We start from the raw sequence: 6,626 nt of genomic DNA, 5'->3' as shown, positions 1-6,626 counted from the left end.
CCGGAGGGCACAGAAGGCGACGGGACTACCGGGCCCGCGGGTGACTCGTCGCGTAGACGTCGCGCAGCGTGTCGACCGTGACGTGCGTGTAGACCTGCGTCGTGGCGACGGAGGCGTGGCCGAGCAGCTCCTGCACGACGCGCACGTCGGCGCCGCCCTGCAGCAGGTGGGTGGCGAACGAGTGGCGCAGGGTGTGCGGCGAGACGTGGGCGCTCAGCTGCGCCCGCTCGGCGGCCGCCTGGATGACCAGCCACGCGCTCTGGCGCGACAGGGGCGCGCCGCGCGCGCCGAGGAAGAGCTTCGGCGAGGCCCGCCCTCGCGTGGCGAGATCGGGCCGTACGCGCGTGAGGTACGCGTCGACCGCCGCGCGGGCGTACGAGCCGACGGGCACGATCCGCTCCTTCGAGCCCTTGCCGCGCAGGCGCACGACGTCGCCGTGCGCGAGGTCGTCCACGTCGAGGCCGATCGCCTCCGAGACGCGGGCGCCCGTCGCGTAGAGCAGTTCCAGCAGCGCGCGGTCGCGGATGCCGAGCGGCTCGTCGGGCGGCGGCGCCTGCAGCAGGCGCTCCACCTGGTCGATCGAGAGCGCCTTCGGCAGGCGCCGCGGCTGCTTGGGCGGCCGTAGCCGCTGGGCGGGGTCGTCGGCCGCGTGCCCCTCGCGCGCCAGGAAGCGGTGCAGCCCGCGCACCGAGGACTGCAGCCGCGCGAGCGACGAGGCGGCCGGCGGCGGATCGGCGGAGGCCCGCTCGGCGGCGAACTCCGCCACGATCGCCGCCGTGACCGCGTCGGTGTCGGCGATCCCCCGCTCGGCCAGCCACTCCCCGTAGCCGGCGAGGTCGCGCCGGTACGCCGCGACGGTGTGATCGCTCAGGCCGCGCTCGATCGTGACGTGCCTGAGGTAGGCGTCGATCGCGCGCTCGACGCGCATCAGGCCTCGCGCGAGCGGATCCGATCGGCCGCCAGCAGCACGCCGAGCGCGAGGGTGGCGTTGCCGAAACGGCCCTCGCGGACGGCGCGCAGCGCCTCCTCGAGCGGCACCCACTCGAGCCGCATGTCGGACTCCTCGTCCTCGCGGGCGAACGCCTCGGCCGTGGGCGTGAGGCCCGTCGCGAGATACAGCTCGATGCGCTCGGCGCTGCTGCCCGGGCTGAGCGCGAAGGTGCCGAGCCGCTCCCAGCGCTCGGCCGTGAGATCCGCCTCCTCCGCGAGCTCCCGCTGTGCGCCGGCGAGGTGGTCCTCCCCCGCGACATCGTGCAGGCCCGCAGGGATCTCCCACTCGCGCGACGCGATCGGGTGACGGTACTGCTGGATCAGCAGCACGCGCTCTGCGTCGTCGATGGCGACGATCGCCGATGCACCGGGATGAGCGATGTAGTGGCGCACGAGCTCGCGGCCGTTGTAGTCGATCCGGTCCTCGACGACGTCCCACACGCGCCCGCGGTACCCCACGGCGGAGTCGAGGACGCGGATGTCCCCCGGCTCGTCGTGCAGCTCCACGTCAGGCCTCGACCCCGGCCTCGACGTCGTCGACCTCGAACAGCTCGCTCGCGCGGTGCCGCTCGAGCGCCGCCGCCACGAGGCCGCGGAACAGCGGGTGCGGATCGGTCGGGCGCGAGCGCAGCTCCGGGTGCGCCTGCGTGGCGATGTAGTACGGGTGCACGTCGCGCGGCAGCTCGACGAACTCGACGAGGTCCAGGTCGGGGTTCAGCCCCGAGAAGACCATGCCGGCCTCGGCGATGCGGTCGCGGTAGGCGTTGTTCACCTCGTAGCGGTGGCGGTGGCGCTCCTGCACCTCGGTCGCGCCGTACAGCTCCGCGGCGAGCGAGCCCTCCGCGAGGCGCGCGGGGTACAGGCCCAGGCGCATCGTGCCGCCCAGGTCGCCGCCCTCGAGGATCTCGACCTGCTCCGCCATGGTCGCGATGACGGCGGCGGGCGTCTCGGGGTCGAACTCGCTCGACGAGGCGCCGTCGATCCCGGCCACGTTGCGCGCGTACTCGATGACCATGCACTGCAGGCCCAGGCATAGGCCGAGCGTGGGGATGCCCTGCTCGCGGGCGAACCGCAGCGCGCCGAGCTTGCCCTCGATGCCGCGGATGCCGAAGCCGCCCGGGATGCAGATGCCGTCGAGCTCGGCGAGGTGCTCGCGCGCGCCGTCCGGCGTCTCGCACAGGTCGGAGGGGATCCAGCGGATGTTGACCTTGGACTCCTGCGCGAAGCCGCCGGCCTTGATCGCCTCGGTCACCGAGAGATAGGCGTCGGGAAGGTCGATGTACTTGCCGACGAGGCCGATCGTGACCTCGTGCTTGGGGTTGTGCACCGCCTGCAGCACGCGGTCCCAGCGCGTCCAGTCCACCTCGGCGGCTTTCGTGAGGCCCAGCCGCCGCACGATGTACGAGTCGAGGCCCTGGTCGTTGAGGGTCGACGGGATGTCGTAGATGCTCGGCAGGTCGACGGTGTTGACGACGCCCTCGGTCTCGACGTCGCACATCAGCGCGATCTTGCGCATGTTCGCCTCGGTCACGGGGCGGTCGCTGCGCAGCACGAGCGCGTCGGGCTGGATGCCGACCTGGCGGAGGGCGGCCACGGAGTGCTGCGTGGGCTTGGTCTTCTGCTCCCCCGACGCGCCCATGAACGGCACGAGCGAGACGTGCACGAAGAAGACGTTGTCGCGCCCGAGCTCGTGGCGCAGCTGGCGCGCGGCCTCGAGGAACGGCTGCGACTCGATGTCGCCGACGGTGCCGCCCACCTCGGTGATGATCACATCGGGCTGCGGGTCGGCCTCGGCCTGCAGCCGCATGCGGCGCTTGATCTCGTCGGTGATGTGCGGGATCACCTGCACGGTGTCGCCCAGGTACTCGCCGCGGCGCTCGCGCGCGATGACCTGCGAGTAGATCTGGCCGGTCGTCACGTTCGCGGCCTGGCTCAGGTTGACGTCGAGAAAGCGCTCGTAGTGCCCGATGTCCAGGTCGGTCTCGGCGCCGTCGTCGGTCACGAAGACCTCGCCGTGCTGGAACGGGTTCATCGTGCCCGGATCGACGTTCAGATACGGGTCGAGCTTCTGCATCACGACGTGCAGTCCGCGTGCGGTCAGGAGATTGCCGAGACTCGCGGCCGTGAGCCCCTTACCGAGGGAGGAGACGACACCGCCCGTCACGAAGATCTGCTTGGTCGTCGTACCCGAGGTGCCCTCAGAAGTGGTCTGCATCACGGGCTTCTATCCTAACAGTCGAGTCGATGGTGGGGTTCATCGCGACACCCGCGCGTCCGCCATCGCCAGCAGCTCGCGAGCGTGCGTGAGGGCGGCGTCCGAGTCGGACATGCCCGAGAGCAGGCGGGCCATCTCGGCTTCGCGCTCCGCGCCCTCGAGCGCCCGGACGCTCGAGGTGGTGACGGTGCCGTCGCTCGCCTTGACCACGCTGAGGTGGTTGTTCGCGAAGGCCGCGACCTGCGCGAGGTGGGTCACGGCGATCACCTGGGAGGTCTCCGCGAGTTTGGCCAGGCGCCTGCCCACCTCGATGGCCGCGGCGCCGCCGATGCCGGCGTCGACCTCGTCGAAGACGAACGTGGGGACGGGATCGGTCGCGGCGATGACGACCTCGATCGCGAGCATCACGCGGCTGAGCTCGCCGCCCGAGGCGCCCTTCGCCACGGGCCGCGGCTCGGCGCCGGGGTGCGGGGCCAGCAGGAACGCCACATCGTCGCGGCCGTGCGCGGCCTCGGCGCCCTCGCGCACCGCGACCGTGACGGCGGCGTCGGGCATCGCGAGCGCGTGCAGCTCCTCGGTCACGGCCGCGGAGAGCCGGGCGGCCGCATCGGTGCGGGCCGCCGTCAGCTCCGCCGCGCGGGCGTCCAGCTCCGCGCGGGCCTCGTCGCGCTGCACCGCGAGCCGCTCGATCCGGTCGCCGTCGTCGTCCAGCTCCGCCAGGCGCGCCGATCCGGTCTCGAGCAGCGCGATCGCCGCGTCGAGCGATCCGTGTGCCCGCACGAGCGACGCCACGGCCGCGCGGCGCTCCTCCACGGCCGCGAGCTCCAGCGGGCCGGACTCGTCGAGGTCGGCGAGGAAGCCCGACAGCTCGACGGCGAGGTCGGCCGCGCGGTAGCCGAGGTCGGCGAGCTGCTCGGCGATCGCGCCGAGCGTCGGGTCGCCCGCGCGCTCGAGCGCGCGCCGCGCCTCCGCCAGGATCGACGCCACATCGGGCGCGCCCTCCTCGCTCGACAGGCCCTCGCGCGCGAGCGCCGCCGCCGCCCGCAGCTCCTCGGCGTTCGCGAGGCGCTCCGCGCGCTCGGCGAGCGCCGCGTCCTCGCCGGGCTCCGGCGCGATCTGCTCGATCTCGGCGAGCGTCTGCCGCAGCGCCTCGGCCTCGGCCGCGCGGGCGTCGCGCTCGGTCGTGAGCGTGGTCAGCTCGCGGTCGATGGCCCGCCACGCGTCGAAGGCCCCGCGGTACGCCGCGAGCGCGGCGCCCACGGCCTCGCCCCCGAAGCGGTCGAGCGCGTCGCGCTGGGCGGCCGCCGACTTCAGGCGCAGCTGCTCGGACTGGCCGTGCACGGCCACGAGGTGCTCGGCGAGGTCGGCGAGCACGCCCGCCGGGGCCGTGCGGCCTCCCACGCCCGCGCGGCTGCGGCCCTCGGCCGAGAGGCTGCGCGAGAGGTAGAGCTCGGCACGCCCCTCGCCGATCGGCTCGAGGTCGCCGCCGGCCTCGCGCACGCGCTCGGCCACGGCGCCGTGCTCCGGCACGATCCAGACGCCCTCGACCGACGCCTGGGGCGCACCGGCGCGCACGGCGCCGGAATCGGCGCGCGCGCCGAGCAGCAGGCCGAGGCCCGTCACGACCATGGTCTTGCCGGCACCCGTCTCGCCCGTCACGGCGGTGAAGCCCGGCCCGAACGGCAGGGCGGCCTCGGCGATCACGCCGAGGTCGCGCAGGCGCATCTCCTCGATCACCGCTCGGCACCTCCCGGCATTGCGCCCGCGACGGGATCCGCGACATCCGCGTCGTCGTGCAGCGGCACGACACTCACGGCGTCGGTCATCATCGTGCCCGTGGGGCCGCGCCAGCCGTGCACGGGCAGCTGGAACTTGCGCACGAGCCGGTCGGTGAACGCGGCGGGGTGCAGCCGCGCGAGGCGGACGGGCCGCTCCGAGCGCCGGACCGTGACGCGTGCGCCGGCGGGCAGCGGGTGCGAGCGGCGGCCGTCGCACCACAGCTCGCCCGACCCGGCGATCCCGCCCTTCACCTCGAGGGCGACCGTGTGCTCGGGGCCGACGACGAGGGGGCGCGCGAACAGCGCGTGGGCCGAGACGGGGACGACGGCGATGGCCTGCACGGTGGGCCAGATCACCGGGCCTCCCGCGGAGAACGCGTAGGCGGTCGATCCCGTCGGCGTGGCGACGACGCACCCGTCGGCGCCGAAGCTCGACAGCGGGCGCCCGTCGACCTCGAGGACCACCTCGATCATGCGCCCGGGCATGTCCTTCTCGATCGACGCCTCGTTCAGCGCCCACGTCTCGAACACGATCTCGCCGCGGCGGTCGCGCACCCTCACGTCGAGCGCGAGCCGCTCCTCCACGTCGTAGTCGCCGGCGATGGCGCGCCGCACGGCCTCGTCCATGTCGTCGCGCTCGATCTCGGCCAGGAAGCCGACGTGGCCCATGTTGATGCCCAGCACGGGAGCGGTGCCCTCGCGCACGAGCTCGGCGGCGCGCAGGATGGTGCCGTCGCCACCGAGGACGATGGCGAGGTCGACGTCGGCGAGCGCCACGTCCTGCCCCAGCGCCGCGACCTCCGCGAACGCCGGCACGACGGCCGCGAGCTCGGCGCGGTCCTGCGGGTCGAGCACCGGCACGGCACCGGACCGGCGGAGCGCGTCGACCACGCTCATCGCCGCGTCGACGGTGTCGTCGCGGTGCGCATGCGCGACGACGAGGATCCTGCGCTCTGTCATGGTCCTCCCCCGCTAGCCATTCCATCCATTCTGTCGGATCGACGGGTGCCCGCGGCGCCCATCCACAGGCGGGTCGCGCCGGCCGCCGTCAGCCCCGCGCGGCGGCCTCGACGGCGCCGGCCCACGCGTCGGGCCGCCGGCCGCGCCCGGGCGCGAGGTGCACGAGCAGCTCGCGGTTGCCGCGCGATCCGGCGATCGGCGAGGGCAGCACGCCGAGGCACCCGAGGCCGGCGTCCTGCGCGCTCCACAGCACGTCGAGCGCCGCCGTCACGCGCGCGCCGGCGTCGGTGACGATCCCCTCGCGCACGCCGCCGCGGCCCACCTCGAACTGCGGCTTCACGAGCAGGACGATGTCGGCGTCGGCCGCGGCGACCCGCGCGACGGCGGGCAGGACGTGCGTGAGCGAGATGAACGACAGATCGCCGGTGATCACGCCGGGGGCCTGCGCGACGCCGCCGGCCTCGGCGAGCGCCTCGGGCGTCATGTAGCGCACGTTGAAGCCCTCCACCGGGCGCACCGCCGGATCGGCCGCCACCTCGGGCGCGAGCTGCCCGTGCCCCACGTCGACCGCGATGACCGGCTCGGCGCCGCGCTCGCGCAGCACCTGCGTGAACCCGCCCGTCGAGGCGCCCATGTCGAGCGCTACCCGGCCCGACACGTCGAGCCCGAACCCGTCGAGCGCG

General features: G+C 74.3%; 6 protein-coding genes. All 6 read right to left on the bottom strand.

The window, feature by feature from the left end:
• Positions 1-25 precede the first annotated feature (25 nt).
• Positions 26-928 (bottom strand): site-specific tyrosine recombinase XerD, encoded by a 903-nt coding sequence (xerD, locus tag ACODR5_RS13325; protein WP_449854991.1) that lies wholly within the window; start codon positions 926-928, stop codon positions 26-28.
• Positions 928-1,497 (bottom strand): NUDIX domain-containing protein, encoded by a 570-nt coding sequence (locus tag ACODR5_RS13320; RefSeq protein ID WP_449854992.1) that lies wholly within the window; start codon positions 1,495-1,497, stop codon positions 928-930. The genes xerD and ACODR5_RS13320 overlap by 1 nt, the downstream gene beginning before the upstream one ends.
• A 1-nt stretch (position 1,498) precedes the next feature.
• The gene (gene pyrG, locus ACODR5_RS13315) at positions 1,499-3,205 is read right to left on the bottom strand and encodes a CTP synthase (protein ID WP_488983898.1); all 1,707 of its coding nucleotides are present in this window, start codon (positions 3,203-3,205) and stop codon (positions 1,499-1,501) included.
• Between the two features lie 39 nt (positions 3,206-3,244).
• Positions 3,245-4,942 (bottom strand): DNA repair protein RecN, encoded by a 1,698-nt coding sequence (recN, locus tag ACODR5_RS13310; RefSeq protein WP_488983897.1) that lies wholly within the window; start codon positions 4,940-4,942, stop codon positions 3,245-3,247.
• Entirely contained in the window at positions 4,939-5,943 is a 1,005-nt protein-coding gene (locus ACODR5_RS13305) for an NAD kinase (RefSeq protein ID WP_488983896.1), read from the bottom strand. The genes recN and ACODR5_RS13305 overlap by 4 nt, the downstream gene beginning before the upstream one ends.
• An 88-nt stretch (positions 5,944-6,031) precedes the next feature.
• Positions 6,032-6,626: TlyA family RNA methyltransferase (locus tag ACODR5_RS13300; RefSeq protein WP_488983895.1), on the bottom strand; the 595-nt coding region annotated here is incomplete at its 5' end.

This window comes from Microbacterium sp. FG3, from assembly GCF_057809335.1.
Note: the sequence above shows the minus strand (reverse complement) of the source record. Positions and strands in the feature narration are given on the sequence as shown.

Excerpts from the sequence above, each read along its gene's own strand:
- xerD (WP_449854991.1), bottom strand. The coding sequence starts at position 928 with ATGCGCGTCGAGCGCGCGATCGACGCCTACCTCAGGCACGTCACGATC.
- pyrG (WP_488983898.1), bottom strand. The coding sequence starts at position 3,205 with ATGCAGACCACTTCTGAGGGCACCTCGGGTACGACGACCAAGCAGATC.
- ACODR5_RS13305 (WP_488983896.1), bottom strand. The coding sequence starts at position 5,943 with ATGACAGAGCGCAGGATCCTCGTCGTCGCGCATGCGCACCGCGACGAC.